Origin of the sequence: Conexibacter sp. W3-3-2 (genome assembly GCF_009707605.1) — a bacterium.
GTDB classification, from domain to species: Bacteria; Actinomycetota; Thermoleophilia; order Solirubrobacterales; family Solirubrobacteraceae; genus Paraconexibacter; species Paraconexibacter algicola.
On sequence record NZ_WLYW01000006.1, the window covers coordinates 1 to 25,093 of the forward strand.

Sequence of the window (25,093 nt, forward strand, 5' to 3'; positions counted from 1 at the left end):
ATCTCGGAGATCGACGCGCTGGAGGTGATCGGCGTCGACTCGGTTCTGTTCCTGTGCGCGACCCGCCTGCTGGGCATGTGGCTCGTCCTGCCGTTCGTCTACTGCGGGTCGATCGCCGTCGGCTTCGGTGGCGCCTACCTGGCCGTCGTCCAGCAGGTTGGCGAGGTCAGCCCCGGCGGCTACCTGCAGATCTTCTGGCAGTTCCAGAACCCCGTCGACGTTCTCTACTCGGTGATCAAGGCCATGGCGATGGCCACCTGCGTGATCTTCGTCGGCCTGTACTACGGGTACTTCGCCGGGGAGGTCCGGTCGGCGTCGGCACCGCCACCGCAAAGTCGATGGTCGTCAACATCCTCGGGATCCACGTCATCGGGATGCTCAGCACACAGCTGTTCTGGGGAGGGCACGCACGTGCACCGATCGGCGGCTGAGCTGCCGCGCGTCTCTCGCGCCGCTCGCGATCCTGGTGGCCGTCGTCACGCTCGTATTGGTGATCGGTGGCGGCGACGGGAGCTACGAGGTGCGCGCCCGGTTCCTGGACGCCGGGCAGCTCGTGAAGGGCAACCTCGTCGAAGTGGCCGGGCAGCGCGTGGGCAAGGTGAAGGACATTCGCGTCACCGACGACGGGCGCGCCGAGGTGGTGCTGCGCATCACCTCCGAGCGCTACCGCCCGCTGCACCGCGGCACCCGCCTGACCATTCGCACCGTCGGTCTGGCGGGCGTCGCCAACCGCTACATCGAGGTCCAGCCCGGCTCCAGGCAGGCCCCTGCGATCGCCGACGGCGGCGTGCTGCAGACCGATGCCACAACCGGCATCGTGGACCTTGACCAACTGCTCGACGCCTTCGGACCGCCTGCTCGCCGAGACCTCCGGGCGATCATCGTCGCCAGCGCACACGGCGTGCGCGGAAACGCCCGGGCCACCAACCGGCTGCTGCGCTACCTCAGCCAGCAGTCGGCCAGACCCGCGCGCTGCTGGAGGACGTCACCGCGGACGACGCGGCCGTCGGCCGCCTGACGGACGCCGCATCGCAGGTGGCCGCCGCGCTGGCATCGCGCGACGCCGACATCACCCCGGGCATCGACGGGGCGGCGAGAACCCTTGCTGCCGTGGCCGGCGAGCACGACGCGCTGCGCTCCGCTTTGCGCCGTGCGCCAGACGTCCTCGGGCGTGCGCGCGGCACGCTGCGAGGTGTGCGCCAGACGCTGAGCGCCGTGCGCCCGGCGCTGCGGGGAGGCCCGGCCGGCCGCTGGGCCGCTGGCGACGCTGCTGCGCCGGATCGTCCCCACCGCACGCGCCGCCGCTCCCGTGCTCGGCGACGTGGAGCAGCTGCTGCCGCCGCTGCGGCAGACGCTCGCGCTCGCGCCCGCACTGGCCGGCACCGGGGTGCCCGCGCTGCGCTCGACGACCTCGGCCGTCCGCAGTGCCGCCCCGATCTTCCGCGGCCTACGGGCCTACATCCTGGATGTTCTGCGCGGTCTCGCGACCGGTATCGGTCCCGCCGCCGGCTATTACGACGCCAACGGCCACTACGCCCGTGTCGTCGCCAACCTCGACATCCCGGGGTGAGCAAGGCGGGCCTGCTCAGCCTGCTGCCGAACCTCAAGCTCCCGCCGCTGAACGACGCCTACATCGGTGCCACCGCACGCTGCCCAGGCAGCCTCGCCGGACCATTACTCGATGGATCAGATCGCGTACCGGTCGACCCCGCCTTCTGCAACCCCGCGGACGGGCGATGAGCCACCGTCGCAGCCGCGCCTTCGCCCTGGTGGCCGCCGCCGCGTGGTCGCGGCGCTCTCCGGCTGCGGGGGCGGCACAGGGCAGGGCTATCGCGTGGATGTGATCTTCGACTCGGCCAAGGGCCTGCTCGCCGGGCAGCTGGTCAAGGTGGCGGGGGCGCGCTCGGGGAGATCGTCGCCGTGCGGCTGACCCCCCGACTTCAAGGCCGGATCCAGCTGCGAGTGGACCGGGCCTTCGCGCCGTTTCGCACCGATGCGCGATGCACGATCCAGCCGGAGGGCCTCATCGGCGAGAACTTCGTCCAGTGCGACCCGGGACGCACCGGCTCCGCCCTGCAGCCGTCCGGTGGCGCCGCCCCGACGGTGCCGGTCACGCGAACCTCCGCACCGGTCAGCTTCCCGGACCTGTTCAACCTCGCCACCGTCCCGGTACGCCAGCGGCTGTCAGTCCTGATCGACGAGATCGGGATCGGGGTCGCCGGTCGCGGCGAGCAGCTCAACGACGTGCTACGACGGGCGAACCCCACCCTCAACGACGTGCAGCATCTTGGCGAGATCCTCGAGCGTCAGCGCAGCCAGATCAGCACGGCACTGGTCACCAGCGATCAGGTCGTCGCCGAGCTCGCCCGCCGCCGCGGCACCGTGGCCTACCTGGTCCGCCGCACCGGCCGCGTCACGAGTCAGACCGCCCAGCACCGTGCCGAGCTCGCCAGCGTCGTCCGCCGCCTGCCGCCCATGCTGAAAGCGACCCGCGGAAGCGCACGACGCCTGGGAGCGGTGGTCCAGCAGGCCACGCCGCTGCTTGGCGACCTGCACGCCGCCGCACCGGGGCTGCGACGCCTGATCACCGCGGTGGCCCCGCTCTCGCGCGCCGCCACCCCGGCCCTGCGCGACGTCGGCGCTATGAGCGTGACCGCGGGCCGAGCGGCGCGCCGGGCCGGTCCGACCGTGCGCCTGCTGCGCAGGTTCGCCGCCCGCGCCCTACCGGTCGGAACGGCGTTGGACTCCACGCTGCGGGACCTGCGCGACCGCGGCGTCATCGAGAACGTGCTGCTCGGCTTCTACCGGGCGGCGGTCGCGAACGCCCGCTACGACAAGTTCTCGCACGCCATCGCTCTGCGGGTCATGGTCAACGATTGCACGCTCTTGGCCGTCAGGCCGACGGCGGGGTGCAACGCCAACTACACGCGACCGAACCCGACTCGTCGCGCGGCATCCGCTCCTCCGAAGCCGGCCGAGTCGCGTCCGCCCGCCCACCCGCCGCAACTGCAGCCACGGCCGCCGGTCCCCGGCGCCCCGGCGACGCCGCCGCCTGCCGCCCCGGCCCCGTCGACGCCCAAGCCGGCGCCGGTGCTTCCGGCGCTCCCGCAGACGGGCGTCGACGCGCTCGACGCGCTCCTCGACAAGCTCGGTGGAGGGGCCCCGCCTCCCAAGGCCGCCTCCGGCCTGTCCTCGCTCTTGGACTACCTCCTGGGATGAGCCGCCGCGGCACCACCCGTCCGGACCCGTTGAACACGACGCTCGTCGGGGCGATCGCGATCCTCGTGGTCCTGATCGCCGTCGTGTTGTCCTACAACGCCAACCGCGGACTGCCGTTCGTGCCCACCGTCGGGCTGCGCGCCGACGTGCCCGACGCAGCACGCCTGGTGGCCGGCAGCAGCGAGGTCCGCATCGGCGGCGCGCGTGGGTCTCGTCCAGGAGGTCACGGCGATCCGCAAGCCCGGAAAGCCGCCGTTCGCCCGGATCCGCATGACGCTGGATCCGGCCCAGCGCGGGCTCCCCGCCGACACCCGCATCGCGATCCGTCCCCGCTCGCTGCTCGGAGCCAAGTATGTCGAGCTGATCCCCGGACGCAGCACGCGCCGGCTGGCGCCGGACGCGATCCTGCCGCTGCGCCAGGCCGTCCCTGTCGTCGAGCTGAGCGACACCTTCGACATCTTCGACCCCACGTCCACCCGCGCGCTGCAGGACTCGGTCACGTCGCTCGGGAACGCGCTCGCCGGACGTGGCTCGGCCCTGAACGACAGCATCGACGAACTCCAGCGCGCCTTTCCGCCGCTGCAGCGGGTGCTGCGGGCGATCACCTCGCCCGCCGCCGACCTGGGCGGTTTCGTCGCGGCGTTTGCGCGCGTCACCGACGCCCTCGCCGGCCAGAGGACTGCCATCGGCGGGCTCCTCGACGGGGCCGCGAAGACCGTGGCGGCCATCGATGCCGCCGGTTCGCAGCTGGGCGCATCGATCACCGAGCTCGCGCGCACCGAGGCCGTCGCCGTTCCCGCACTGGGGCGCCTTGGTCCGGTCCTCGACGACGCGGCGGCGATCGCCCGCGACCTGCGACCCGCAGCCCGTGAGCTGCCCCAGGACTCGGCGGTCATCGCCGCCGGGCTCGAGGGACGCGACTCCGGGCCTTAGGCGGGTGCCGGAACTGCGCCGGCCGCTCCAGCGCGCCCTGGACACCGTCGCACGTGTCGCTGCCGCCCCGGCCTCAGCCAGTGCGGTGCGCAAGCTGACCGCCGCAGTGAACGCCGTCGGCTCCGCCCTGGACGTCGTCGCTCCCGCGCAGCGCCACTGCAACGTGGTCGGCCTGTTCTTCCGCAACACCGGCTCCGTCATCGACGAGGGCGACGAGAACGGCAACTGGGCCAGGTTCGTGGTGATCCTCGGCGGGACGGATGAGATCCTGCAGAGCGATCGGCCCGCCGCAAACCTGCACTACAACCCGTATCCGCGCGAGAACGCGACCGAGTGCGAGGGGGCAACGAGCCGTTCGGGCCCGGTCAGCTGCTGGGCAACGTGCCCGGTGTGCAGGACGGGCGCGAGGAGACGGCGCCAGCACCAGGCGTCCGCGAACGCGCCGCGCGGGCCGGCCTGCTCGCCGGCCCCTCGGAAGGCGGCCGATGATGCGCGCATCGACCCCACGCCGGATGCGACTCGTCGGGCTCGCCGGGCTTGTGGTCCTCGCCGCGCTCGTCTACCTCGTGTTCGCCGGACGGCTGCCGTTCACGCCGAGCTTCCGCATCCAGGCCACCGTCGCGTCGACCAACGAGTTGAAGAAGGGGTCGCCCGTGCGGATCGCCGGCGTCGACGTCGGTCAGGTGGTCGAGATGCGCTCCGGACCCGGGGACGCGGCCACCCTCGTGATGAAGATCGCCGACCGCGGCCGCCCGCTCCATACCGACGCAAGCCTGCGTATCCGGCCCCGGCTCTTCCTCGAGGGCTCCTTCTACGTCGACCTGAGCCCGGGATCCCCGAGCGCACCGGTGCTCGGCGACGGAGGCCGGATTCCCCTCGGACACACCGCCGGACCCGTGCAGATCTCCCAGGTGCTCAGCACCTTCACCGGTGACCTTCGAGCCTCGCTGGTCGGGACGCTGCACGAGCTCGCCACCGGCCTTGGCCGCGGTGGGGCGACGGCGTTCGGCCGTGCCGCGCGCCCCGTCGGAGATATCACGCGTGACGGGGCGATCGTGGCGGGCGCCGCGCGTGGCAGCGGCACGCACGACACGACCGAGCTCGTGCAGGGTGCCTCCCGGCTCGCCACCGCGCTGGCATCCCGCAACCGTCAGCTTGCCGGCCTCGTCGGTGACCTGCGCACGACGACCGACGTGCTCGCGGGCCACGCGGAGGACCTGGCCGTGACGGTCCGGAATCTGGACCACGTGCTGACGGTCGCACCGCCCGCACTACGCGCCGTCGATGCGGTTTTGCCCGATCTGCGACGCTTCACACGGACGCTGCGGCCGTCGCTGCGGCGGCTTCCCCCGATCCTGCAAGATGGTAATGCTGCGTTGGAGCAGGCCGCCGCCCTCCTTGCGCCCCACGAGTTGCCGCGGCTGCTCGCCTCGGCGGGCCCGGCCGTCCGTTGGCTGCCGACGCTCACGCGTCGCCTCCAACCGCTGCTGTCGCTGGTCACGCCGGTGAGCGACTGCATTCGGGACCGGGTGCTCCCGGTCCTCTTCAGCGCAGTGAAGGATGGCCCGCTGTCGACCGGGCAACCGGCCTGGCTTGAGCTGCTTCACAGCCTGATCGGGACGAGCGGCGCGCTGCAGACCATCGACGGCAACGGGCGCGCGGCGCGCGTGGAAGCCAGCGGCGGGGAGGAGTCGATCGTCACCGCCGTCGCGCCGGGGAGCGGGCCGCTCATCGGACGCGTGACGGACTCTCAGATCGCCTCGCGCCCCATCCCGCTGGGCCCGGGTCGTGAGCCCCCGCTCAGACCATACGCCGAATGTCGCCGGCAGCCCATGCCCGATCTCGACGCGCGCACCGGGACCTTCGCGCAACCGACGCGACCCAATGCGGCCCGCCCGCCCCTGAAGCCCGACGCGCTCCGGGGCATTCTCGACGGCCTCTCACCTCGGCCGCAGCCGACGCGATGATCCGTCGCCAGCTCCGAGACAACGTCCGCTGGATCATCGTGATCGCCGTGCTGTGCGCGGGCGCCGCGCTGTCGATCGGCTACATCCTCTCCCAGCAGAATCTCACGTTCCCGTGGGAGAACCGGTACGTCATTCACGCCGAGTTCGCGACGACGGCCGGCCTGGAACCTGGTCTTGGCCAACCGGTCAATGTCGCCGGGGTGCGGGTGGGCACGATTCGCGACGTGCGGCTGAAGGGACGGGCGGGCGGTCGCCGATCTCGAGATCGACCCGGACCTGCTGCCGCACGTGTTTCGCGACGCGCACGCGATGCTGATCCCGACATCGGCGCTGAAGGACCTGCGGATCGACATCGTGCCGGGCCACGCCGCGGCCGGACGCCTGCGTGAGGGTGCGACGATCCCGATCGCCCGGACCGCGCCGCCGATCGACGCCGACGAGCTGCTCTCGGCCCTGGACGGCGACACGCGCAGCTTCCGTGCCGTCCTGCTCGGGGAGAGCGGCCGCGCGACCGCTGGCCGCGGGAACGACCTGCGGGCGCTGCTGCGCGCGGTCGGGCCGACGGCCGCGCAGCTGCGCGGCGTCGCGCGGACCCTCGCGCGGCGCAATCGGGAGGTCCGGCGCCTGGTTACGAACCTGGCGGCGATCAGCCGCACCGTCGGGCCCCGCGATGCCGATCTGGGACGCGTCGTCCAGGGCGCCGCGGCGACGGTGGAGGCCGTGGCCGGGCAGCAGCGGTCGCTGGATCGCGCCCTGCAGCAGCTTCCGGGGACGTTGCGCACGGTGAGCGGGACGCTTGCGCAGATACCGTCCTTCGGGGATGAGGCCTCGGCGTCGCTGCGGGCGCTGCGCCCGGCGATCGAGCGTCTACCGGGCGCCCTGGACGCCGCCGCGCCGCTGGCGCGCGAGGCCGGGCCGATCGTCCGCACGCAGCTGCGGCCCGCGGTTCGCGAGCTGCAGCCGCTGGCCCGCGACCTGCACGCCCTGACGCCCGACCTCAGCCGGGTCACCCCGTCCCTGACCAGCGCCTTCCGCGTGCTCACCTACACCGTCGACGAGCTCGCCTTCAATCCCCGAGGCGACGACGAGGGATTTCTGTACTGGGTGGCGTGGAGCGCGCACAACCTGAACTCGGTCGTCTCCGGCGGTGACGCGCACGGCGCGTTCATCCGGGCCATCGCGCTGATCGACTGCGACTCTCTGACCGGATCGCCGCTGCTGGTGGGCCTGGGAGTGCAGGCCGTCCTCGGCGGGGTCGTCCCCACCTGCCCGAAGGCAAGGCCATGACCACGCGCATGCCGTCCGTCGGGGCGATCCTGACCATCCTCGTGTTCACCCTCTCGGTCTTCGCCGCCACGCTCTTCGTGTGGAAGTCCTTCGGTGGCAGCACACCGCTGCAGGCCAAGGGCTACCGCGTGCACGTGCAGTTCGGATCGGGCGGCACCCAGCTGTTCTCCAACGCCGACGTGCGGATCGCCGGTGTCCGCGTCGGCAAGGTCCGCACGGTCCGGCCGGACGGCCGGCGCACCGACGCCGAGCTCGAGCTCGAGCCGCGGTTCGCGCCGCTGGCGACCGACGCCCACGCGATCCTGCGCACCAAGACGCTGCTGGGGAGACGTTCGTGGCGCTGACGCCAGGCTCACGATTCGCCGCCAAGCTGCGCGACGGCGGGCAGCTGGCGCCGGGGCAGGTCGTGGAGCCACAGGGCATCGACCGAGTATTGGGCACCTTCGACCGGCCGACGCGGGCGGCCTTCCGCGAGCTGCTCATCGGGTTCTCCGCGTCCCTGCAGGGACGCGGCACCGACCTCAACAGCACCGTGGGATCGCTGGCACCGACTAGTGAGGCGCTGCGCCGTCTGGCCACGACACTCGCGGCGCGGGACTCCGAGCTCCGCGCGCTCGTGCACGACAGCGCCACGACGCTGCGCGCGGTCGGCGCGCGGCCGGCGGCGCTCGGCCGCCTCGTCCGAGCCGGGGAGACGGCGCTGCAGGCCACCGCCTCACAGGGCCGCGAGCTGACCGCGACCGTACGCGCTCTGCCAGGAGTCCTGCGCGAGGCCCGCGCGACGCTGGCCCAGGCGCAGCTGGCCGCCGGGGACGCCGCGCCGACGCTGCGCGCACTGCGGCCGGTCGCGCCGCTCGTCCAGCCGGCGCTGGCGCAGGGAGCGCAGCTGGCGCCGGTCGTGGCCCGCGTCACGCAACAGATCCCGCCGCTGGCGTCCGCGGCACGCGCCGGGCTCCCCGCGCTGACGCGCCTCACGGATGCCGCCGGCCCGCTACTGGGCACGCTTCGCGACGCCGGCCGTGACCTGGTTCCCGTCCTGCAGACCGTCGACGCGTACAAGGACGACCTGGTCAGTGCGCTGGCCACGACGGCGGCCCTGGCGCAGGGAAGCGTGGGCGGCCGGCACTACCTACGGCCGCTCTTCGCGTTGTTCAACGAGTCGCTGGTGGGTTACAAGCAGAAGCTCGGAAGCAGCCGCTCGAACCCCTATCCCGCCCCCGGCGCGTACACGAAGATGTTCCATGGTGGCCTTGAGAGCCTGGGTGCTCGACCGCCGCCGACGCGCAGATCGTGCCGATCCTCGGCAGCGGTGCACCGCGATGCCGGGAACAGGGTCCGTGGACGCTGCGCGGGCGCACGGCGCTGCTGCCGGCGCCGCTGCGAGACGCGCCGTAGAGGCGGTCAGGTGGTCGCGTCGAGGTGGGCACGCAACAACGCTGCGATGTGCCCGCGTGCGACCGCCCATCGCTTGTCCAGCACCACCTGCGAGACCACGGGGGCGAGCATCGCATAGCCACGGATTGCCGACAGCGCGACCTCCAGCAGCTGGAGCGTGATGGCGAGCTGCTGGTCATCCGGGAGCAGCGCGCCGACCGCGTCGGAGATCAGCGCGCCGACCTCCTGCTCCAGGCCGCGCATGTTGCGCAGCAGCTCAGCATCGGTCCGCGCGGCGATCCACAGCTCGAGCGCCGCCCGAAAGGCCAAGCTCTGGTGCACACGCCAGAGCTCATCGAGCAGCCTCTCGTGCTGCTCGGGATCGTGGATGGCGCGGACGTCGATCCGCTGCATCGCGTCGGTCGCGATCTGCTGGACGGCGTAGCGCATCGCTTCCACGACGAACTCGGCTTTCGTGGCGAAGTAGTGCTGCTGGGTGCCTTGCGAGACGCCGGCCCGCTCGGCGATGCGCCGCGTCGTGATGCTCGCGTAGCCGTCCTCACCGAGCGACGCGAGCGCGGCGTCGAGCAGCGCGGTCCGCGTCGTGGCCCGGCGCTCGGCCTGGGTCCGACGTGGCGCCGGGATGCCGACAGCGCGCTGTGAGGTCTTGGCGACTCGGCGAGCGAGCTTCTGGGCCGGGGTTCGGGGCGGGTTGACCATCCGCGCAAAGCCTACTGACCGACGTGGTCATCGACAAGACTAGTCAAGCGACTGAAAAGTATGTACGGTGGCGGGCATGGACCTCAACGACACTCCAGAGCAGGCGGAGTTCGGGCCCGCGTCCGCGCCTGGCTCGGCGAGCACGCGCACGAGTCGCCGCCGCCGATCACCGGCCTGCATATCGCCGATCCCGTGCCGTACCGGCGGGTGGATGAGCAAGCTCGTCGACGTGGCCTGGTCGGTGTCCTTGGCCGGCAGAGTTCGGCGGCGGTGGGCTGAGCCCGCTGGAACATGATCGCCGGTGCGGAGATGGCCCGCGCCGGCGATGCGTCGATCGCCGACCACATCACGATCGGCAACCTCGGCGTGGTTCACCTACGGAACCGTCGAGGCAGAAGTCCGCTACCTGTCGCTCATGCTGCTGGAGGGAGGAGGGCTGGTGTCAGCTGTTCTCCGAGCCCGGCGCCGGCTCTGACCTCGCTGGGGTCGCCACCCGTGCGGTCCGCAACGAGGGCGGCTGGCGCATCTCCGGGCAGAAGGTGTGGACGACGATGGCCCAGCACGCCGACTACGGCCTGATGCTGGCCCGCACGAACCCCGACGCGCCCAAGCACCGCGGTTGACGATGTTCATCGTCCCGATGAAGGCAGCGGGGGTGAAGGTCGTGCCGCTGCGCCTGATCTCGGGTCCTCACCGTTCAACGAGGTCTTCTTCGATGATGTGTGCAGGTCGACGATGACGCCGTAGTCGGTCCCGTCGACGGGGGCTGGGGCGTCGCGATGACGACCCTCATGTACGAGCGTATGGCAATCCTTGCCATCTTCGAGCAGATGGCTCCAGACCCCGCCGTGCTGCTGCGGCCCTACGTCGATCATCCGCTCGCCCAAGAGCCGTCCGTACGCCGGCGCGCCGCCGAGCTGGCCGTCGAGATGCAGGCGCCTACGGCTGACCGCATACCGTGCGATCAGTGCACTGCAGGAGGGCCGCATCCCCGGCCCCGAGGCGGGCCTGGGGAAGATCGCCATCATCGAAGCCGGTCGCAAGGGGGCCGAGCTCGGTGCGGAGCTGCTCGGTCCCAGCGCGCTCAACGGCGAGCTCGGCGAGCTCGCGGCCGAGATGCCCGGCATGCGTTCAGCCGGCGGCACTGAGGAGATCCTGCGCAACACCATCGGCGAACGCGTCCTCGGCCTGCCCGCTGAGCCCCGCGGAGACAAGACGATGCCCTACAGCGAGCTCTCCCGCTCGGGTCGGCAGGAGGTGGCGGCATGAACCTCGAGCTGACCGACGAGCAGAAGCAGCTCAAGGGACGCTGCTGTGACCGCCCTGACCCGGCTGCACACCGTTGCCGCGGCACGGGCGGCGCTGGACGGCGGGACGCTCCCCGACCTCTGGTCGACCGCGCGCGAGGCCGGCTGGACCGGCCTGCGCGTGAGCGAGGACCGCGGCGGCGCGGGACTGGGGCTCTACGACGCCATGATCCTGCTGGAGGAGTGCGGCCGGCGGCTGACCGGCCACGGGCTGATCGGGCACCTGGCGGCGACGACGCTGCTGGATGCCGCGGCCGCAGCGGCCGACGAGACCGCGGCGCAGCTGCTCCTGGGGCTCTGCGCTGGTGAACAGCGCGCGGCGGTGCTGTTCCCCCGTCCTTCGGGCACGCCCCAGACATGGACGATCGAGGGCCCGGGCGGCGACCAGCGGCACGTGCCGCTGCCGCGCGCACGCAGCCTCGACGGGGACCTGCTGCTCTCCGGGGTGGCCGGAGCAACCCTCGACCTCGCCGGCGCGGATGTGATCATCGTCCCCGCTGTCACCGAGGATGGTGAGCTCGTCGTCGGTCTGGTCGAGGCAGCCGGGACGGGGGTGTTGGTCGAGGTGATCGACTCCTACGACGCCTCGCGGCCGCTTGCCACGCTCCGGCTTGATGACGCCCCTGCGACGCAGATCCTCGGGGCCGGTCCGGTCGCGGTGGAGCAGACGTGGCACGATGCGCAGGCGCTGCTCAGCACGGACGCGCTCGGGGTCTCCGAGGCCGCGCTGGAGATGGGGGTGGCGTACGCCAAGGACCGCCACGCGTTCGGGCGGCCGATCGGCTCCTACCAGGCGATCAAGCAGCAGCTCGTGGAGATCCTGCGGCTCACCGAGCGTGCCCGCAGCCTGTGCGTCGGCATCGGCCTGGCCGAGAGCGCCGCGCCCGAGCAGCTGCCGTTGGCCTGCGCGAGCGCCCGGTATGCCGCCGAGCAGGCATCGAGCTACGCGACGCGGACGAACATCGCCGTTCATGGAGGTGTCGGCGCGACGTGGGAGCACGACGCCCCGCTGTTCTGGCGCCGCGCACAGCTGTCCCGCGTCCTGCTCGGCGGCGAGAGCGCCGCGCTGGATCGCGTCGCCGACGACATCATCAACAGCGCCCGTGAGCGCGCCGCCGCGATCGCGGCCTGACCCCGAGGAGCACCGAGCATGTCCACCACCACCAACGGCTTCGATCCGTCGCTGATCGGCGTCGAGAACGAGGCGGTCACCTTCGCGGTCGAGCGCGATCGCATCATCGCCTACGCCGAGGCGACCAACGACGACATCCCTCAGCACGCCTCGGGCAGTACGCGCCGCCGGTGTTCGCGGTCGTCGCGGCGTTCGAGACGCTCGCCGCGACGTCGGTCAAGCCGGTTCCCCCGGAGCTGCTGATGCGGGTCGTCCACGGCGAGCAGGACTTCCGCTTCCATGCGCCGATCCTCCCTGGCCAGACGCTCACCACGACCGCGCAGGTCATCGGGATCACGCCGAGGTCCTCCGGCGTCACCGTCTGCGTGCTCGCCAAGACGGTCGACCAGGACGGCGCGCCGATCGTCGACCAGTACATGACCTCGTTCTTCCGCGGCGCGCAGACCGAGGTGAGGGCCGGTGAGCAGCCCCGGAGCACAGCTTCCCCGAGGAACTGCGCAGCCAGGATCCGCTCGCCGTCGTCGCACAGCAGTTCGACGAGGACCAGACGTTCCGCTACGGGCCCGCCGCCGGTGACCCGATGCCGATCCACACCGATGCGGAGCTCGCCAAGGCGATGGGCCTGCCGGGCATCATCATCCACGGCCTCTGCACGATGGCCTTCACCTCGCGGGCGATCATCCAGTCCGCGTGCCCCGAGGACCCCACGCGCCTGAAGCGCCTGGCCGTCCGCTTCTCCAAGCCCTGCCTGCCGGGCGAGCAGATCACCACCTCGATCTGGCAGCGGCCTGACGGGCTCTACGTGTACGAGAGCACCAACGACTCCGGGCAGGCCGTCATCAAGGACGGCCTGGCCGAGATCGCCTGAACGACCACCACCGCGAACGGAGAACGACCGGAACCATGGGCACCACCCTGCACGACCGCGTCTGCACCATCACCGGCGCCGGAAACGGCATCGGCCGCCAGCACGCGCTGCTCTTCGCGAGTGAGGGCGCGAAGGTCATCGTCAACGACCTCGGCGGCAACCCCGACGGGACCGGCGCCGACGCCAGCCCGGCGCAGCGCGTGGTCGACGAGATCATCGCCGCCGGCGGCGAGGCCGTCGCCAACTACGACGACGTCGCCAGCTGGGACGGCGCGAAGCACCTCATCGACCAGGCCGTGAGCACCTATGGTCGCCTCGACGTCCTCGTCAACAACGCCGGCATCCTGCGCGACAACTTCATCCACAAGCTCTCCGAAGAGGAGTGGGACCTCGTGGTCAAGGTCCACCTCAAGGGCACTTCTGCACGCTCAGGCACGCCACGGACCACTGGCGCGCCCGCACCAAGGCGGGCGAGAAGGTGAACGCCGCGGTGATCAACACCGCGTCGGGCTCGGGCGTCTTCCTGCCCAACCCGGGCCAGGCGAACTACGGCTCGGCTAAGGCGGCGATCGCGGCGCTGACGCTGGTCGCCGCGGCCGAGCTACCTCGCCTCGGGGTGCGCGTCAACGCGATCGCCCCCGATCGCCCGCACGCGGCTGACCGAGAACGTCCCCGGCCCCGTCGGCATGATGTTCGCCAAGCCGCAGGATCCCGACGCGTTTGACCCGCTGGCCCCGGAGAACATCTCCCCCCTCGTCGCGCACCTTGCCTCCGCCGAGTGCCCGATCAACGGCAAGCTGTTCGCCGTCCAGGGCGGGCAGATCGCCGAGGTCAGTCCATGGAAGATGCAGGACGGGTTCACCAGCACCGAGCCCTGGACGATCGACGCGGTCGCGGCCGGCCTCGGCGCCCCGGCGACCGTCTGACGTGACCGGCGGGGGCATCATCGAGGAGCGAGCCCGCTTCGCCGGGATCTCGACGCGCGTGCTGCGCACCGTCGGCGACGGTCCGCCGCTGGTTCTGCTGCACGGCTTTTCGGATAGCGCCGACACCTGGCGCCCGCTGCTGCGAGCGCTCCGCGGCGACCTTTCCGGCCGTCGCGGTCGACCTGCCCGGGTTCGGGCGGGCCGACCGCGTCGCGCCGGGGCCCTACCTGAAGCGGCTCGACGAGTTCGTAGCCGAGCTCCTGCGGGCTTCGGCGTCGGACGCGCCCGTCGTCGCGGTCGGGAACTCGCTCGGTGGCGTCGCGGTGCTGCGCGCTGCGCACGATGCGTCATTGCCGCTGGCCGGCATCGTGCCGATCTCCCCTGCAGGCCTCGGCTACGCACCATGGGTCGACCTGGTCTCGCGTGAGCCGATCATCCACCACATCCTCACCTTGCCGATCCCGCTGCCGGAGGCGATCATCCGGCAGGCGCTGAGCGTCGCGATGCGCCGGTTGGCCTACGGCGATCCCAGCCGTGCCGACCCCGATGTGCTGCGCCGTTACGCCAGCCACCATCCGCGCGCAGGCGACCTGCGCAGCATCATCAAGCGCGCGCGGATCCTGCTGGCCGAGTTGGGGGTCGGGTACGCGGCCCTGGAGAGCATCACCGTCCCCGTCCAGATGATCTGGGGGGGGAACGCGACATCCTCGTCCCCATCTCCGGGGCGGCGATGCTGCTCGACGCGGTACCCGGCAGCAGCCTGGTGGCGCTGCCCGGCGTCGGCCACATGGCCCAGGCAGAGGTGCCCGACGAGGTCGCACGGCTGATCCTGGCCTTCGACGAGAAGTGCCGTCGGACCGCGTCGATCGCGAGCGTCCGGTGAGGACCACCGAACGCGTCATCGCCGAAGCACGGTCGCTGGCCGCCGTCCGGCGGGCCGGCATGCTCAGCGGGGGCTCGCCCATCGGGTTCGTTCCGATCCTGCGCGCGCTGCAGCGGCACGGCCCGCTCAGCGCGGCGGCGACAACTGCCGCAGTCAAACACGGAGATCGCCTCGCCGTGATCGACGACCGCGGGAGCCTGACGTTCACGGAACTGGACCGCAGGGCGACCCGCGTGGCCTCGGTACTACGGCGACGAGGGATTTGCGATGGTGCGACCCTCGGGATCCTCTGCCGCAACCATCGCTACGCATTGGACGCCATCCTGGGGGGCACGCGCGGGCGCGCGAGTCGTGTTCCTCAACACCTCTTTCGCGCCTCCGCAGGCCCGCGACGTCGCCGCGCGCGAGGGCATCGAGCTGCTGATCGTGGACGAAGATCTACTGGAGCTTGTCGCCGAGGTGCCTGCCCCCGCATCCTCGCGTGGGGCGAGGGACCCGAGACGATCGACGGCTTGATCGCCGCCGAGACCGCGCCCAAGGTCGGCAAGCCCGCGCGCCGCGGCGGCATTGTCATGCTCACCAGCGGCACGACCGGGACGCCAAAGGGCGCGCGGCGCGTGGAGCCCCGCGGGCTGCTCGTGCCCGGCATGCTGCTGGATCGAATCCCGTTCCGCTCACGTGAGGTGGCCCTGAACTGCGCGCCGATGTTCCATGCCACCGGCTTCGCCCTGACGGTGCTGTTGCTCGGCCTGGGGAACACTGTGGTCCTGCGCCGGCGCTTTGATCCCGAGCAGACGCTGGAGGACTTCGAGCGCTATGGCGCGGCGAGCGCCATCATGGTTCCCACCATGCTGCAGCGCCTCTTGGCCCTCGGCCCGGACGAGATCAGCGCGCGTGATCTGTCGGCATTGCGCGTGGTCTTCTGCGCAGGCTCGCAGCTATCGGGCGAGCTGTCCGGCCGGGCCGCGGACCTGCTCGGGGACGTGGTCTACAACCTGTACGGCTCGACCGAGGTGAGCGTTGCGACGATCGCCACGCCGCAGGACATGCGGCAAGCCCCGGGCTGCGTTGGCCGGACGGTCCTGGGCACCACAGTCCGGCTCCTCGACGACGTCGGCCACGAGGTTGCGCCGGGCGAGGTCGGACGGATCTTCGTCGGCGGCTTCACCGCCTTCGACGGGTACACCGGTGGTGAAACGAAGGAGGTCATCGACGGGTTGATGTCCTCCGGGGACGTCGGGCATTTCGACAGCGCCGGCAGGCTATTCATCGACGGCCGTGACGACGAGATGATTGTCTCCGGCGGCGAGAACGTCTTCCCCGGGAGGTCGAAGAGCTGCTCGTCCGCCACCCCGACATCGATGACGCGGCCGCAGTCGGCGTTCCTGACGATGCCTTCGGCCAGCGGCTCTGCGCGTTCGTCGTCCTCGCCCCAGGTGCCGAAGCCTCGGACGAGGATATCCGTGAGTACGTCAAGGACAACCTGGCCCGCTTCAAGGCTCCGCGCGACGTCGTCTTCCTGGACGAGCTCCCGCGCAACCCTTCGGGAAAGATCCTCAAGAAGGAGCTCGCCGAGCGATGAGCACTGCACGGGACCGGTGGATCGGTAAGCCGACAGGGAACGAGAGTCTCTGGCGCTGGGGCCTTGAGGCTGATCCGGGCCGCCAAATACGCCGGCTCGCGCGGGCGGCGAGGGGCGAAAGCACCGAGAGCCAGCTACGTCGGGCCGTCGCGGGCCGGACCGTCCTCGTCACCGGCGCTTCCGCGGGCATCGGACGCGAAGTCGCCTGCCGACTTGGTGCCGTCGGCGCCGAACTGCTGCTCGTCGCGCGGCGCAGAGACAGGCTGGAAGAACTGGCCGACGAGCTGCGCGGCACCGCCACCGTCCATGTGCTGCCGTGCGATCTCATGGACCTCGACGCAGTTGACGCCCTGGCCGCGCGGGTGCTCGCCCAGCACGGAAGCGTCGACGTGCTCGTCAACAACGCCGGTCACTCCATCCGGCGAGCGGTCTGGCGCCAGACCGACCGGCTGCATGACTTCGAACGCGTGATGCGCCTGAACTACTTCGCCGCGCTCCATCTGACGTTGCCCCTCGTGGCCGAGATGCGCCGCCGAGGCGACGGGCATGTGGTCAACGTCTCGACACTCGGAACCCAGTTCGGTCCGGAGCCTCGCTTCGCCGGGTATCTCGGCTCCAAAGGGGCGTTGGACGCCTTCGCCCGCTCGGCCGCGGCAGAGACCGGTCGCGACGGTGTGCACTGGACGACCGTCCACATGCCGCTCGTCCGCACCGACATGATCACCCCGACGCACGCGTTCCGGGAATTCCCCGCCCTCTCGCCCCCGCGAGCGGCGGAGATGGTCATCGACGGCATCATCCGCCGGCCTGTGCGGGTCAGCCACCCTTATGGCATCGCCCTTCACACGGTCGACCTGATCGCGCCACGCCGGCTCGAGCGAGCGATGGGGGAAGGCGATGGGCCGCAGCGGATCACCTGGGCCGGTCGGCGCGGTCGATGAGACCGGCCGCGTCTCTGAGACGGATAACACTCACACGGCCGATCGGGCCACACGGAGCGCCTGAGCCAAGTCTCCGGGCAGGGAGGGCCGAGCCGCCCGTGCACGTCGCGCGGCCTCTTGACGCGTCGAGGTCACGCATTGTCCGCGGCTCGCGCTTACCGTGGCGCGGACGGGCGCCGGCTGCCGGTGCGCCGTCATGCACGCACCGGCAGCCGCCGCGGCCCGAGGTCAGGCGGGCACCAGCGTCAGGGGTAGGCGGGCGGGCCCCCGCACCGAGGGGTTCGCGGTCCAGGTGACCGGGCCGGCGGGCTCGATGGCGGCGACGCGCTCGACGAAGCGCTCGAGCACGACTCGCGCCTCCAGGCGTGCGAGATAGGCGCCGAGGCAGGTGTGAATCCCGGTTCCGAAGGCGAGGTGATCGGCCGGGTTGCGGTCAAGGACGAAGCGATCGGGGTCGTCGTAGTGGTCCGGGTCGCGGTTGGCGGCACCGAACATGAGTAGGACGCGCGCATGTTCGGGGATCGTGTAGCCCCCGATCTCGAACGGGGCCAGCGCCGTTCGGAACAGCACCTGGATGGGTGAACCCCAGCGCAAAGACTCCTCGACGGCTGCCGGAATCAGCGTGGGCTCGCGTCGCAGCTGAGCGTATGCGTCTGGGTCTTCGGCAAAGGCGAGCAGCATCGACCCGAGCAGGTTGGTGGTCGTCTCGTTGCCTGCGAGGGAGGAGCATCAGCGCAAACCAGAAGAGCTCCTCGTCGGAGAGGGCATCTCCCTCACGCGATGCGAGCAGTGCGCTCAGCGCGTCGTCGCCGGGTTCGGCGCGCAGACGCTTGAAGGACTTCTGCATGTAGGCATGCAGTTGCAGCAGGCTCACCGTCACGCGGGGTCCGATGCGAACGGTGCTCGCGATGCGTCCGTCGGCGTGGAAGCCCTCGACCATGCCGTCGGACCACCGCTTGAGCCGTGGGACGTCGGCCGTCGGGACGCCGAGGACGTTGCCGATCGCGGTGATCGGAAGTGGGATCGTGAGATTTTCGACCGCGTCGCTGCCGGGGCGGGCAAGCATCCGGTCGATGGCCTCGTCGGCCATCTGCTCGATGCGGGGCCGCTACAGCTCACCGGCCGCGCCGGTGAACTGGGGAGCGATGATGCGCCTGAGGCGGGCGTGGTCGGGCCGGTCCATGGTGATCATCATCGGGATGCGGAGGGCCACGCGGGAGATCCCGTCTGCGGAGGACAGGACGTCATGGGCGCGGGCGGCCGTCCTGACGTCGTCGTAGCGAGCGAGCAACCAGAGATTGCGGCTCGGGCAGTAGGCGTAGCCGCCGCTGGCGTGCAACTTGCGATAGACAGCGTGCGGGTTGGCGATGACGTTGCTATCGAGAGGGTCCAGCTCGACGGTCGGGCGGTCGTCGACGCTGCGCGGGGCGGGCCTGCGGGCGAGGAGTCCCGCCCGCATCACCGTGCCGGCAGGATGTGCACGTAGCGACACAGGATCTCCCTATTCGTGGGTGTCGTCGGAGAAGAACGGACCGAGCAACTCGAGCAGCTGCGCGCGGGTCTCGGGCCACGCTTCGTCGGGGTCAAGGCCGGGAACGAAGCCTTGCAGTGCCAGGCCGCGTAGCGTCGCGAGCCCCGTTACGACGGCGGCATGGAAGGTGGGATCGTCCGCGAGGGCGGGGAACAGCACGGCCGTTCCGTCTTCGATCACGCCACCGATCCCGCCGCGGGTCGCGCGCAGGCTCGCGCGCAGGTCCGGATCGGTGCGCGCGGCCACCCAGAGCTCGATGCCGGCCGCGAACAGTGGGCCTCGGTGTACCTGCCAGACGCGCTCGAGGAGCTCTTTGCCGCGCTCGAGGTCGGTCCGCCCGTCCGGTAGGCCGACGATGACCACTTCGGCTGCGATCATGCCTGCGAGGTGCTCGAGGGCGGCTGTGACGAGCGCGGTCTTCGAGTCGTAGTGGTGCTGCATCGCACCGACCGTGACGCCGGCACGCTCCGCGATCCGCCGCGTTGACGTTCCGGAGTAGCCGTCCTGGACCAGGCAGTCGATCGTCGCGTCGAGCAACACGCTCTGGGTGGCGGCGCGACGCTCGGCCTGGGTCCGGGGGTGGGCTGGATCACGGGTCATAAGCACCCCGAAAACATAACATACGTATGGGATGTGTCAAGGTGGGAAAGGTGAGCATCTCATCGCTGGGAGAACGAGATTCCCGCGCCTCCAGGGCCGCGAGGTGATCCTGCGTCCCGAGCCCTCAGTCCATGTGCCGCCGTCCGGAGCCCCCGCGTCGGGCGAGCGTGCGTCAGCCTTGCGCGATCAGGAGACGTTCGAGAACGGGTCGCACGCTTGGCCATGGATCGCGGGGAGGGTTGGCGGTGGGCTCGTAGGCGATTGACAGGGCGAGGCCACGTACCGCGGCCAGCACGACCGTCAGATGCGCCCGCGCTGGTTGTGCCTGGGTTTCGTCGTGGTCGACGAGATGCGCGACCGTCCGGGTGATCTCCTGCGCCATCTTCGCCTCCATCGGGACGAGCCGGTTGTACAGCTCGGGATCGTCGGCGGCGGCCACCCAGATCTTGACGACGATTCCGAAAAGGTCGCTAGAGAAGTCGTTCCAGACAAGCTCGAGCACGGCCTTGGCTCGCGCGTCTGGGTCGTCGGGAAGTCGCGACGCCCGACGGCGCAGGGCGCGTCGATGCGCTCGGTGAATAGCCGTTCGACCGCTGCGCACACGAGTTCGGTGCGCGAGGAGAAGTGATGGGTCTGAGCGCCTTGCGAGACGCCGGCGAGCGCCGTCACCCGCCGCGTCGTGGTGCGGGCGTACCCGACGTCCAGGAGGCTGCGGATCGTGGCGTCGAGCAACTTCGCGCGGGTTTCCGCCCGCCGCTCCGGCTGCGTTCGTCGCACTCTGCTGGTCGGGGCGGACGCCATCCCGACATGGTGAGGGCCGGCGACGGTCTGCTACAAACCAAGCGACTGATTTGTTACCAAAGATGGGAGTTGCTGTGTCTGCCCTGCCGCTTGAAGGCGTCCGTGTCCTTGACCTCTCCCGGCTGTTGCCCGGCGGGTTCTGCTCCCAGCTTCTCGCCGATCTCGGCGCTGACGTGGTGAAGGTCGAGGACACTGGTGCCGGTGACTATGCAGGCTGGCGCCGCCCTACTACGCCGGCGAGGAGCCCAGTACGCGTTCGGCGCTCTTCCTGGCGCTCAACCGCAACAAGCGCTCGGTCCAGTTGGATCTGAAGACCGACGGGGGTCGTGATGCCTTGCTGCGCCTGGCCGGCAAGCACGACGTGCTGCTCGAGTCCCCGGCCCGGGGTCATGGGGCGCTTGGGCGTGGGGCCTGAGGTGTTGATGCAGGCTCATCCAAGGCTGGTGTACTGCGCGATCACGGGCTACGGCCTCGACGGCCCGAACGTCGCGCGGTCGGGCCACGACATCAACTATCTCGCGCTTTCGGGCGTGTTGGCCCTGAGCGGCGACGCTGACGGTCCTCCCGTGTCCGCGGGGCCCAGATCGCCGATCTCGGCGGGGGCGCCCTGATGGCCGTCGCCGGCATCCTCGCGGCGCTGCGCGAACGCGACGGCATCCCCGGAGCCGCGGGTTCTGGCCTCGGTCAGGTCGTCGACATCTCGATGTTCGACGGTGCGCTGTCGTGGATGGCGCTTGCGGCCGGCCAGTCGCTGTGCGATGGAGACTCGCAGCGCCGCGGCGAGTTCCCTGCCTGGCGGGGCCGCGGTGTGCTACCGGGCCGTATCGCTGCGCGGATGGGTGGGTCGCCATCGGGGCGGTGGAGCCGAAGTTCTGGGCGGCGTTCTGCGAGGGCGTCGGACGGGAGGAGCTGATCGTGGAGCAGTTCGCGCCGCCCGGCAGTCCCGCGCATCGGCAGCTTGAGATGGTGTTCGCCGCGCGCACCCGCGCGGAATGGTCGAGGTTCGCCAGCGAGGTCGACTGCTGCCTTGAGCCGGTGCTCGAGGTCGATGAGGCACTTGCGTCCGAGCTCGCACGAGAGCGCGGCATGGTCGTCGAGCTCGAGCAGCCCGGTGTGGATGGGCCGGTCCGTGCGCTGAGCTGCCCGGTACGGCTCTCGCGCACGCCGGCCGAGCCCCGCCGCCTCCCAGCGCCGGGGCTCGGGGCCGACACCCGCGCGATTCTCGGGAGCGTCTACACCGTGGAAGAGGTCGAGGAGCTGATCTCCTCAGGGGCGGCCAAGGCCGCGGACTGGGAACCCACGGCGCCATCGTCGACCGCTGACGCCGCGCGGGCTTCGTAGCCTGCGCGCCCCGTGGTCGGCGTGCAGCAGCGGGTCGTCCAGCCGCAGCAGGCGCATGAGGTTCGCACGAAGCCGGGTCGGCATGATGCGCGTCATCGTCATCGTGACCCGCCCGGAGCGGGGGACCCAGACCTCGCGCTTGGGATGGTCCAGCGCCTCCGCGATCGCACGAGCGATATCGGCTGGGTCCACGCGCGGTGCCAGGCGGGTCTCGGGCAGCCCCGCCGAGAGCTCGGTGCGCACGATGCCGGGCAGCACGGCGGTGACCGAGATCGGCGTGTCGCGCAGCTCGTCGTCGAGCGCGTGCGAGAGGCCCACGACGGCCCACTTCGTGGCGCAGTAGGTCACGCCTCCGGCGGCGCCGATCTTGCCCGCCTGGGAGGCGATGTTGACCAGGTGCCCGCGCCGGCGCTCGAGCATCCCCGGCAGCACCGCGCGGCAGCCGAGCAGGACGCCGCGGATGTTGACGTCGAGTTGCAGGTCGGTGATCGCGTTGGTCTCCTTGATGAACGGACCGATGGGCATCAGGCCGGCGTTGTTGACGAGCACGTCGGGGGGGCCGAGCGTCGACTCGACCTCGGTCAGGAACGCGGTCCAGGAGGTTGGGTCGGAGACGTCGAGGTGGCCGGCGTGTCCGCCGATCGCCGTAGCGGTGCCGGTGGCCTCGGCGAGGTCCACATCGCCGATCGCCACGCGCATGCCGCGGGCGGCAAGCTCGCGCGCGACCGCAGCGCCGATGCCGCGCGCCCCGCCGGTGACGACGGCGACCCGGCCCGTCGATGTCTGAGGTGATGATTTGGTCATCCATGAAACATAGCGGGCGTCCGGTATGTATAATAGGGCCATGAGCAATCGCACCTTCATCATCGGCGTCGGCATGTCGAAGTTCGACAAGCCCGGCACCAAGGACGGCGACTACCCCGACTGGGCCAAGGGAAGCCGGTGAGAAGGCGCTCGCCGACGCCGGAATCCGCTACGACGAGATCGAGCAGGCCTACGCGGCGTACTGCTACGGCGACTCGACCTACGGGCAGCGGTGCCTGTACCAGTTGGGGCTGACCGGCATTCCGGTGATCAACGTTCACAACAATTGCTCGAGCGGGTCCAGCGCGTTGTTCCTCGCTCGGCAGGCCGTCATGAGCGGTGTCGTGCCCTGTGCCCTGGCGCTCGGCTTTGAGAAGATGGAGAAGGGGTCGCTCGGCGCGAAGTACATGGACCGCACGCCGGCCATGGACAAGCACCTGGGCGCGATGATCGCCGGGCGCGGCGACTGGGCGTCGGCACCCCCGGGGCCGCAGATGTTCGGCAACGCCGGGCGCGAGCACATGGAGCGCTACGGCTCCACGCCTGAGCACTACGCGTGGATCGGCTGGAAGAACCACAAGCACTCCGTCAATAACCCCCTACGCCCAGTTCCAGCAGGAGTACTCGCTGCAGGAGATCAAGGGACGCCAAGGAGATCTTCAGCCCGCTCACCAAGCTGCAGTGCTCCCCGACTTCTGATGGCGCCGCTTGCGCGATCGTCGCCTCCGAGCACTTCGTCGACGAGCACGATCTCTGGGACCGAGCCGTCGAGCTCGCCGGGCAGGCCGTCGTGACCGACCTCGAGTCCACGTTCCAGGGCGACTCCTCGATCATGGTCTGCGGCTTTGACATGTCCCGGGTGGCCGCGGAGAAGGCACTCGCGCAGGCGAACACCGATATCGAGGAAGTTGACGTCATCGAGCTGCACGACTGCTTCAGCGCCAACGAGCTGATCACCTACGAGGCGCTCGGGCTTGCCGCGGTCGGTGAGGGCCACAAGCTCGTGGATGCGCAGGCGACGACGTATGGCGGCGACGGCCCAGTTGTCAACCCGTCCGGCGGGCTGATCTCCAAGGGCCACCCGCTCGGCGCGACCGGCCTGGCGCAGTGCGCCGAGCTGACCTGGCAGCTGCGCGGCACCGCCGACAAGCGGCAGGTCAACGGCGCCAAGGTCGCCTTGCAGCACAACCTCGGCCTCGGCGGCGCCGCGGTCGTCAGCGTCTACAAGCAGGCAGCCTGACATGGCCACAACGACGCTCCCGCCCGCCGCCAAGCGGGCGATCTTCGAACCCGAGCACGAGGACTACCGCGAGAGCTTCGCGAAGTTCCTGGCCAAGGAGGTCACGCCCCGCTTCGACGAGTGGGACCAGGCCGGCATCGTCCCGCGCGAGCTATTCACCAAGGCGGCCGCGCACGGCTTCCTGGCGATGGCCGTCCCCGAGGAGCACGGCGGACCCGGCGTTGCGGACTTCCGCTTCAACGTCGTGCTGATCGAAGAGGCCGCGCGCGCTGGGGTGGGGGCCGCCTTCGCGGGACCGATGCTGCACACCGACGTCTGCCTGCCCTACATTCTCAGCGGCGCGACGCCCGAGCAGAAGCAGCGCTGGCTGCCGGGAATCGCCTCGGGGGAGCGCATCCTGGCGATCGCGATGACCGAGCCCGGTACGGGATCGGATCTCGCGGCGGTGCAGACGAGGGCTCGGCGCGAGGGCGACGTCTACGTGCTCAGTGGTCAGAAGACGTTCATCACCAACGGCATCAACTGCGACCAGGTGATCGTCGTGGCCAAGACCGATCCCGATGCCGCGCACGCTGGCATGTCGCTGCTTGTCGTCGACGCCGAGTCCCCCGGCTTCAAGCGCGGACGGCAGATCGACAAGCTCGGCCAGCACGCGTCAGACACCGCCGAGTTGTTCTTCGACGACGTCCGGGTGCCCGTCGAGAACCTGCTCGGCGCCGAGGGCAGCGGCTTTATGCAGCTTATGCAGAAGCTGGTGCCCGAGCGTTTGACGCTCGCCGTCGCCTCGATCGCGGGCGCCGAGCACGTCCTTGACATCACGCTGGAGTACGTCAAGCAGCGCAAGGCGTTCGGGCGTCCGATCGGCAGCTTCCAGAACTCGCGCTTCGTGATGGCCGAGCTCAAGACGGAGATCACCATCACCCGCACCTTCGTCGATGACCTGATCCGTCGCCACTGCGAGGGAGAGGTGTCGATCGAGGAGGCGGCGATGGCGAAGTGGTGGACGACCGAACTGCTCGGCCGCGTCACCGACCGCTGCCTGCAGCTGCACGGCGGCTACGGCTACACGCGCGAGTACGAGATCTCCCAAGCGTGGGTCGACGCCCGCATCACCCGGATCTATGCCGGGACCACGGAGATCATGAAGGAACTCATCGGACGCTCGATGGGCCTCTGACGCACCCCAGCTTCAACCAACCCAACCCGATCAGGAGAATCTATGCCGTCTGTTTCCAAGTCTGTCCAGGTCGAGGGCACGCCGCAGGACGCCTTCGCACTGGCAACCGATTTCGCGCGTTTCGAGGAGTGGCTGACGCTCCACGACGGCTGGCCCGACGGCCCGCCGCAGGGCGCCACCGAGCAGGGCGCCCAGTTCACCCAGAAGCTGAAGGTCATGGGAATGCCGGCCGACGTGCAGTGGACGGTCGAGGAGCTCCAGTCACCGTCGAAGCTCGTCATGCGTGGCGCCGGGCCGATGGGTGCCACGCCTCGCGACGACGATCGCCGTAGAGCCCAGTAGCGGGGGGGCGGTCGTCTCCCTACGAGGCGGAGTTCTCGGGCGGCGGGATCCAGGGTCCGATGGGCACCATGGTCACCAAGAAGGCCGGTCAGGAGATCGAAAAGTCCCTGGCGACGCT

At 70.7% G+C, this 25,093-nt stretch carries 26 protein-coding genes and 8 pseudogenes; 26 read left to right on the top strand and 8 right to left on the bottom strand.

Annotation, left to right across the window (positions count from 1 at the left end; all coding sequences use genetic code 11):
* Positions 1–24: 24 nt before the first annotated feature.
* The 11 genes and pseudogenes from GKE82_RS29555 to GKE82_RS26585 all read left to right on the top strand — a co-directional run.
* Positions 25–240, top strand: a pseudogene (locus GKE82_RS29555) (ABC transporter permease); the annotation flags it as partial.
* Positions 241–466: 226 nt separating this feature from the next.
* Positions 467–1,018, top strand: coding sequence for an MlaD family protein (locus GKE82_RS26540; protein ID WP_196189499.1), 552 nt, complete (start codon positions 467–469; stop codon positions 1,016–1,018).
* Positions 1,019–1,321: 303 nt separating this feature from the next.
* Entirely contained in the window at positions 1,322–1,570 is a 249-nt protein-coding gene (locus GKE82_RS26545) for a hypothetical protein (protein ID WP_154735874.1), read from the top strand.
* Positions 1,571–1,681: 111 nt separating this feature from the next.
* Positions 1,682–1,930 (top strand): hypothetical protein, encoded by a 249-nt coding sequence (locus GKE82_RS26550; RefSeq protein ID WP_154735875.1) that lies wholly within the window; start codon positions 1,682–1,684, stop codon positions 1,928–1,930.
* On the top strand, positions 1,921–3,219 hold the full coding sequence (locus tag GKE82_RS26555; RefSeq protein ID WP_154735876.1) for a hypothetical protein: 1,299 nt from the start codon (positions 1,921–1,923) through the stop codon (positions 3,217–3,219). The genes GKE82_RS26550 and GKE82_RS26555 overlap by 10 nt, the downstream gene beginning before the upstream one ends.
* Before the next feature lie 204 nt (positions 3,220–3,423).
* Positions 3,424–4,152: a hypothetical protein gene (locus tag GKE82_RS26560; protein ID WP_154735877.1), complete on the top strand. Its 729-nt coding sequence runs from the start codon at positions 3,424–3,426 to the stop codon at positions 4,150–4,152.
* Positions 4,153–4,664: 512 nt separating this feature from the next.
* Positions 4,665–6,119 carry an MlaD family protein gene (locus GKE82_RS26565; protein WP_196189500.1) on the top strand — a complete coding sequence of 485 codons (1,455 nt, stop codon included), beginning with the start codon at positions 4,665–4,667 and terminating at the stop codon, positions 6,117–6,119.
* Positions 6,116–6,508 carry an MlaD family protein gene (locus GKE82_RS26570; protein ID WP_154735879.1) on the top strand — a complete coding sequence of 131 codons (393 nt, stop codon included), beginning with the start codon at positions 6,116–6,118 and terminating at the stop codon, positions 6,506–6,508. The genes GKE82_RS26565 and GKE82_RS26570 overlap by 4 nt, the downstream gene beginning before the upstream one ends.
* The gene (locus GKE82_RS26575) at positions 6,429–7,406 is read left to right on the top strand and encodes an MCE family protein (protein WP_154735880.1); all 978 of its coding nucleotides are present in this window, start codon (positions 6,429–6,431) and stop codon (positions 7,404–7,406) included. The genes GKE82_RS26570 and GKE82_RS26575 overlap by 80 nt, the downstream gene beginning before the upstream one ends.
* Positions 7,403–7,750: an MlaD family protein gene (locus GKE82_RS26580; RefSeq protein ID WP_154735881.1), complete on the top strand. Its 348-nt coding sequence runs from the start codon at positions 7,403–7,405 to the stop codon at positions 7,748–7,750. The genes GKE82_RS26575 and GKE82_RS26580 overlap by 4 nt, the downstream gene beginning before the upstream one ends.
* Positions 7,741–8,919: a hypothetical protein gene (locus GKE82_RS26585; protein ID WP_154735882.1), complete on the top strand. Its 1,179-nt coding sequence runs from the start codon at positions 7,741–7,743 to the stop codon at positions 8,917–8,919. Before GKE82_RS26580 ends, GKE82_RS26585 begins: the two co-directional genes overlap by 10 nt.
* On the opposite strand, the gene GKE82_RS26590 is transcribed toward GKE82_RS26585, so the two are convergent.
* Together GKE82_RS26590 and GKE82_RS26595 are read right to left on the bottom strand one after the other, a co-directional pair.
* Positions 8,808–9,500: a TetR/AcrR family transcriptional regulator gene (locus GKE82_RS26590; RefSeq protein ID WP_154735883.1), complete on the bottom strand. Its 693-nt coding sequence runs from the start codon at positions 9,498–9,500 to the stop codon at positions 8,808–8,810. The genes GKE82_RS26585 and GKE82_RS26590 overlap by 112 nt on opposite strands.
* Before the next feature lie 39 nt (positions 9,501–9,539).
* The gene (locus GKE82_RS26595) at positions 9,540–9,875 is read right to left on the bottom strand and encodes a hypothetical protein (RefSeq protein ID WP_154735884.1); all 336 of its coding nucleotides are present in this window, start codon (positions 9,873–9,875) and stop codon (positions 9,540–9,542) included.
* Between the two features lie 71 nt (positions 9,876–9,946).
* Between GKE82_RS26595 and GKE82_RS31885 the strand changes: the two genes are divergently transcribed.
* The 9 genes and pseudogenes from GKE82_RS31885 (at position 9,947) to GKE82_RS26630 (ending at position 17,139) form a co-directional block, all read left to right on the top strand.
* A complete protein-coding gene (locus GKE82_RS31885; protein ID WP_375337073.1) occupies positions 9,947–10,123 on the top strand; it encodes an acyl-CoA dehydrogenase family protein in 177 nt (58 codons plus the stop codon).
* A 190-nt stretch (positions 10,124–10,313) separates the two neighbouring features.
* A complete protein-coding gene (locus GKE82_RS29560; RefSeq protein ID WP_230317310.1) occupies positions 10,314–10,769 on the top strand; it encodes an acyl-CoA dehydrogenase family protein in 456 nt (151 codons plus the stop codon).
* Between the two features lie 45 nt (positions 10,770–10,814).
* Positions 10,815–11,939 carry an acyl-CoA dehydrogenase family protein gene (locus GKE82_RS26605; protein WP_154735885.1) on the top strand — a complete coding sequence of 375 codons (1,125 nt, stop codon included), beginning with the start codon at positions 10,815–10,817 and terminating at the stop codon, positions 11,937–11,939.
* An 18-nt stretch (positions 11,940–11,957) separates the two neighbouring features.
* A pseudogene (locus GKE82_RS31890) lies at positions 11,958–12,807 on the top strand (MaoC/PaaZ C-terminal domain-containing protein).
* A 35-nt stretch (positions 12,808–12,842) separates the two neighbouring features.
* Positions 12,843–13,733 (top strand): annotated as a pseudogene (locus GKE82_RS31895) (SDR family oxidoreductase).
* A 113-nt stretch (positions 13,734–13,846) separates the two neighbouring features.
* Positions 13,847–14,560, top strand: coding sequence for an alpha/beta fold hydrolase (locus GKE82_RS26620; protein WP_309233856.1), 714 nt, complete (start codon positions 13,847–13,849; stop codon positions 14,558–14,560).
* A 115-nt stretch (positions 14,561–14,675) separates the two neighbouring features.
* Positions 14,676–15,740, top strand: a pseudogene (locus GKE82_RS31900) (AMP-binding protein); the annotation flags it as partial.
* Positions 15,741–15,973: 233 nt separating this feature from the next.
* Positions 15,974–16,198, top strand: coding sequence for a hypothetical protein (locus GKE82_RS29590; protein ID WP_309233857.1), 225 nt, complete (start codon positions 15,974–15,976; stop codon positions 16,196–16,198).
* On the top strand, positions 16,195–17,139 hold the full coding sequence (locus tag GKE82_RS26630; protein ID WP_154735886.1) for an SDR family NAD(P)-dependent oxidoreductase: 945 nt from the start codon (positions 16,195–16,197) through the stop codon (positions 17,137–17,139). The genes GKE82_RS29590 and GKE82_RS26630 overlap by 4 nt, the downstream gene beginning before the upstream one ends.
* A 228-nt stretch (positions 17,140–17,367) precedes the next feature.
* Here the strand turns inward: GKE82_RS26630 and GKE82_RS26635 are convergent.
* From GKE82_RS26635 to GKE82_RS31905, 5 genes and pseudogenes are all read right to left on the bottom strand, one after another.
* Positions 17,368–17,847: pseudogene (locus GKE82_RS26635) on the bottom strand (cytochrome P450); the annotation flags it as partial.
* A 400-nt stretch (positions 17,848–18,247) separates the two neighbouring features.
* Positions 18,248–18,598 (bottom strand): hypothetical protein, encoded by a 351-nt coding sequence (locus GKE82_RS26640; RefSeq protein ID WP_154735888.1) that lies wholly within the window; start codon positions 18,596–18,598, stop codon positions 18,248–18,250.
* Positions 18,599–18,640: 42 nt separating this feature from the next.
* A complete protein-coding gene (locus GKE82_RS26645) occupies positions 18,641–19,270 on the bottom strand; it encodes a TetR/AcrR family transcriptional regulator (protein ID WP_230317318.1) in 630 nt (209 codons plus the stop codon).
* Between the two features lie 172 nt (positions 19,271–19,442).
* Positions 19,443–19,772, bottom strand: coding sequence for a TetR family transcriptional regulator C-terminal domain-containing protein (locus GKE82_RS27595; protein WP_196189506.1), 330 nt, complete (start codon positions 19,770–19,772; stop codon positions 19,443–19,445).
* Positions 19,773–19,879: 107 nt separating this feature from the next.
* Positions 19,880–20,071 (bottom strand): annotated as a pseudogene (locus tag GKE82_RS31905) (TetR/AcrR family transcriptional regulator); the annotation flags it as partial.
* Between the two features lie 62 nt (positions 20,072–20,133).
* Here GKE82_RS31905 and GKE82_RS31910 point away from each other — a divergent pair.
* The 3 genes and pseudogenes from GKE82_RS31910 (at position 20,134) to GKE82_RS30310 (ending at position 21,412) form a co-directional block, all read left to right on the top strand.
* Positions 20,134–20,382, top strand: coding sequence for a CoA transferase (locus GKE82_RS31910; RefSeq protein WP_154735891.1), 249 nt, complete (start codon positions 20,134–20,136; stop codon positions 20,380–20,382).
* Positions 20,373–20,984, top strand: a pseudogene (locus GKE82_RS31915) (CoA transferase). Before GKE82_RS31910 ends, GKE82_RS31915 begins: the two are co-directional and overlap by 10 nt.
* Positions 20,930–21,412, top strand: coding sequence for a CoA transferase (locus GKE82_RS30310; protein ID WP_196189507.1), 483 nt, complete (start codon positions 20,930–20,932; stop codon positions 21,410–21,412). Before GKE82_RS31915 ends, GKE82_RS30310 begins: the two are co-directional and overlap by 55 nt.
* Here GKE82_RS30310 and GKE82_RS26680 read toward each other — a convergent pair.
* Complete coding sequence (locus GKE82_RS26680) at positions 21,338–22,216, bottom strand: SDR family oxidoreductase (protein ID WP_196189504.1); 879 nt, start codon at positions 22,214–22,216, stop codon at positions 21,338–21,340. The two genes, GKE82_RS30310 and GKE82_RS26680, sit on opposite strands and share 75 nt — an antisense overlap.
* Before the next feature lie 25 nt (positions 22,217–22,241).
* Here GKE82_RS26680 and GKE82_RS31920 point away from each other — a divergent pair.
* The 3 genes and pseudogenes from GKE82_RS31920 to GKE82_RS26695 all read left to right on the top strand — a co-directional run bounded on the left by GKE82_RS31920 (position 22,242) and on the right by GKE82_RS26695 (position 24,975).
* Positions 22,242–23,456, top strand: a pseudogene (locus tag GKE82_RS31920) (lipid-transfer protein).
* Between the two features lies 1 nt (position 23,457).
* Complete coding sequence (locus GKE82_RS26690; RefSeq protein WP_154735896.1) at positions 23,458–24,633, top strand: acyl-CoA dehydrogenase family protein; 1,176 nt, start codon at positions 23,458–23,460, stop codon at positions 24,631–24,633.
* 42 nt (positions 24,634–24,675) lie between these two features.
* Positions 24,676–24,975 (top strand): SRPBCC family protein, encoded by a 300-nt coding sequence (locus tag GKE82_RS26695; RefSeq protein ID WP_154735897.1) that lies wholly within the window; start codon positions 24,676–24,678, stop codon positions 24,973–24,975.
* Positions 24,976–25,093 lie beyond the last annotated feature (118 nt).